Here is a 4,586-nt window from a genome sequence, read left to right on the forward strand (position 1 = left end):
TGGGTACCCACAGGAACATTTGTAAATACATTTGAATCTCCCGGAGAATTGATTGTACTGTTAAGATAATATGTATAGTCCAAGTTTGGATTATCTGGAGTTATGGTTACGATACCAGTACCGTCACAAGAATAATCAACCTCTGGCGTAAGCACAACATTAGGAGGCGTTGGCGCCTGTTCAATGGTTACATCCATTGGATAGGTACAGTTATTTGTATCTTGTATGTACACTGTGTGCGATCCAGGTAAAAGATATCCTATTGCATTTGAGGTATAAGAGCTGCCTCCATCAAAACTATAGGTATATGGAGCGGTACCACCTTGAGCGTTGGTTATTCTAACCTCAGCACCATCTGCCGGGTTACATTCAACTAATTGTGTAACCGCTGCCGATGCAGAAAGTGTAAATGGTTCTGAAATTGTATACACTTGAGCAACTTCACAATTATTTACATCTCTAACACGAATATTATACGTGCCTGCGCCAAGGTTATTAAAAGTATTTTGGGTTTGATAAATTGCACCATTATTAATACTATACGTGTATGGTGCCTCGCCACCAGAAGCAACTATTGTTAAAGTAGATTGATTTTCTCCACTACATAGTATATCTGTATTAGAAATAGATAATGCTAATGGGGCATCTTGGTCTATTGTAATCTCGTATGAGTTTTCACAAAAATCCGTATTTCCACTATTATCCCTTACGTATACATCATAAACACCCGTACCAGTAACCGTTACGGTAGTACTTGGATCAAAGTCTCCTGCATTTGGGGTAACCCCGTCAGCAACTACTGCATATACATAATTACCATCTCCGCCTGCTGCAGAAATATTTATATCGGTATCGGTGCCACAGGCTGTAATATTACTTGCGCTTGCAGTTACCGTTAGTGCCGGATTTACTGTAATACTTTCAGTATCGGTACAATTATTTCCGTCTCGAACATCAATAGTATATGTTCCTGCAGATAATCCGGGGAATACACTAGTATTACTAAATGCACCACCGTTTAAACTATATTCAAAAGTACCGTCACCACCAGAAGAAACACTAGCAGTCAAGGTCAATAATACTGCATCATCAAAACAATCTTGATTTGGTGTAATTACTAAAACTGGTGCAGTTGCAGGATTAAGATCAAAAGTAAATGGTATACTACAGTTGTTTGCATCGGTAATAGTACCGTTATATGTTCCAGCCTGACTAAGACCTGAAAAAGAACCTGTAGCATTAGAACCAAATACCGTAGCATCTGGGTTGCTCAATTCATAAACGTAACTTCCCCATCCACCTGTTGCAAGAACACTTACACTACCAGGAGAAGTACAATTAGGTTGTGTTTCAGTTAAACTAGAAATAGTCAATGCCGAAGCCGGACCTTCTAATTCATGTGTAGCAGAATAAGTACAGTTGGTATCAGTATCTACAATATCTATAGTATAAATACCGGCAACCAAGTTGTTGATATTATCAATGACAGCTTCAGTACCACCAGTTCTAACAACACCAGAAGGTCCTGTAATTGTATATGTAAAATTTTGACCTGCTTGGAAATTTAAATTGAACCTAATAACCCCGTCAGAAGCTCCAAAACAACTAATAGGCTGTGTGGTTTCTCCACTTGCCGATATTGGATTAATAGCATTTATCGTATAATTTTCTTCATAAAAACAACCATCTGCATCGGTAACCCTAACCGTATAAGTGTTAGGAGCCAAACCTTCAAAAACAGCTTCGTTACCTGAGGTACTTGTAGGACCAATGGCAGAAGGTGCAGTAATGGAATACACGTAAGGTGCAGTACCATTTATTGCGTTTACTGTTAAGTTCGATGTTCCGGTAGGACACGTAATTTGAGATTCTACAATAGCTAAATCCGTTGGTGGATTTGGTCTATCGATAACAATTTGACTGGTTACAAAAGTACAGTTATTAGCATCTCTAATAGTAATGGTATAAGAACCGTCTGTAAGGTTTTCAAAACGGTTTGCATTGGTAGTCGTATTTGGAACAAAATTAATTCCGTCTATACTATAGGAATAAGGAGCAGTACCTCCGGCTACATTTTGAGCCTCGATAATACCTTCTTGTAAACAGGTATAATCTTGAACCAAAACAGCATTACCACTAATTGCAGCCGATGGTGCGTCAATACTAAAACTTTCTTCTGAAATACAAGTTGCCGTACCCCTTGTTTGGGTAATTTCAACTCTATAGTCTCCAACTGCAAGGTTTGGAAAACTACCCGTGCTGTTATTTGCTAATGGTTGATCAATGTCATCAAATAATGCGAAATCTAATGTGTACCCATTAGTGTTAGTAACGTTAAACTGAATTCTACCTGTTGTTTCACCGAAACAAAGTACATCTGTAACAGTGGTTGGATCAAAATCTGCAGTTGGGTGATATTCTATAGAGACCATATTTGATTCTACATAACAGCCTGTTCTGTCTAATACCAAGAAAACATAATCTCCAGCTCCAGAAACATTGAACGTAGTCTCTGTTTGGAAATTGGTTGCAGGAATATCCGCAAAATCAGAATAAGAAGTAACTGTAGTTCCTCCCTCATCAACATAGCTCCAAATCACATAAGAGTAATCTGGGTTACCACCTGTGGCATTCATTGAGATAATACCATCTTCACAAGTAATATGTTGTGTTACACTTGCAGTTAGTTCTAAATCATTTTCATCATCAACAGTTACCTCTTCACTGTAAGAACAACCATCATCTGTAGAAATATAAGCAATATAATCACCTGCACTTACGTCATTAAACGTGAAATTATTATCTGCATGACCATTTTGACTATCAATTAAAGTTCCTAAGCCACTATCTGCTCCATCATTTCTTCTAAGTTCAAAAGCATACGGTGGATCAGCATCTGTAATCTGAAGCGTGACGGTACCTAAGTTGAAACACGTCTCTGGTGTTACACTTACATCATATGTTATTGCTCTTTCTCTAATACCTATAACAGGAGTAGAAAATATACAAGCATCTTGTATAGGGTCACCGTTTAAATCAAGTTGAGTAACCTCTACTCTATAAGAACCATTTTCTCCAGAAGCAAAATCAAAACTTGGACCATTGTTTGAACTAAAAGGAACAATAACATTATTAGTATCATTATCTACCAATTGATACCCATATCCATTACCAATATTCGTAATGGTAATATTACCATCAGTATCACAAACAATATCCCTATTATTAAAATCTATATCTAAATTGTTCTGAAAACCTTTGAAATAGAAACTGCTAGTACACCCATTTTGATACACTACAGATAGTCTATATTCACCAGGAGCATTTAACACATAATTACTACCGGTACCCACTTCTGTCCAAGAACAAGTAAGGGCCCTATTGGCACAGTCCTCACCAACAGTGACACCACAACTACCTTCATCCAAAATCTCCCAAGTAACACTTTGTGCATCAACAATATTAACTGCTAATGGTTGCGAGTCATTAATACCGCAAAGGAAAATCTTTGGTAAAAAGGAGTTGTCATCAGAACAAAAAACTATTTCTCCAGGTATGTCATTACTTGGATCAGAATCTCCATTTACTTCATTAAAATATTCTGTAACCGGGTTAGGTAAATTACCTGAACCAAATGGTTCTACGGTAATAATTTCTTTAAATCCTTTACAAGGGTCAGCAACAATTTTATCTACAATATACTGACCAACTAGTGTTACAACTTGGGTACTAGGATCGTTATCTGGATCACCATCATTAATCTCAATATCAGATGCATCAATTTCACCATTACTATTGGTGTCACGATACCATACATACGAATCAAAACCATCACCTGCATTTAGAATAGTACTTGTACCACAAAGTTCTATGGTTCTTTCAAAATTACAATCGGATAAATCATCTAAAAGAAAGTTGGTAGCACCTGGAATAACAAATCCACAAGAGTTAAAATCGGTAACACTAGGGTCATCGGTAACTTGTGCAGAATTATTTTCACCTCGGTATGAACTATAGGCCAAATTTTCAATTAAGTCAGAACATGCGTCAATAAAGTCAAAACAGTTTTCAGCTACCTGTACTCTAAAAATAATTGAATATTCTCCATCTTCATCTTCAACATAAACATCTGGAACATTAAAAACTATTTCTCTACTTGAAGGGTCATAAGTATACGTTATCTCATAACAGGTTCTTGGAGTTCCCGTACATATTTGTGCAGGAAAAGAAAAATCTGTGTCATTAAAAAAGCTACGACCATCTGGTGGAGAAACGTTTACTGGCAATACATCTCTAATGGTATAGTTAACACCATCATCGTTACCTATATTTTCAAAAGTTAATACATAATCGAGAGTTTGTCCTAAATTTACACCTTGTCCTGTTATGTCTACACCACCGGGTGTTTGTACTCTTTTTTCCAAAACAATATTTGGAGCAATAATATCAACATCAAAAGAAGTAAAGAAAATATCATATTTATCTTGAGAAGAGCTGGCTCTTAAAATGGCACTAGTAGATCCATTAGGTATTACGGTATTACTGGCACCACCATTGGGTATTTCAAAAAGATCAACATCCCAACC

General features: G+C 36.8%; 1 protein-coding gene. It reads right to left on the bottom strand.

What is annotated here, in order from left to right; all coding sequences use genetic code 11:
- The coding region (locus tag ABJI11_RS02120) for a SprB repeat-containing protein (RefSeq protein WP_348348988.1) at window positions 1-4,586 on the bottom strand (4,586 nt) is incomplete at both ends.

It is taken from the genome of Maribacter sp., assembly GCF_039968975.1.
GTDB lineage: Bacteria > Bacteroidota > Bacteroidia > Flavobacteriales > Flavobacteriaceae > Maribacter.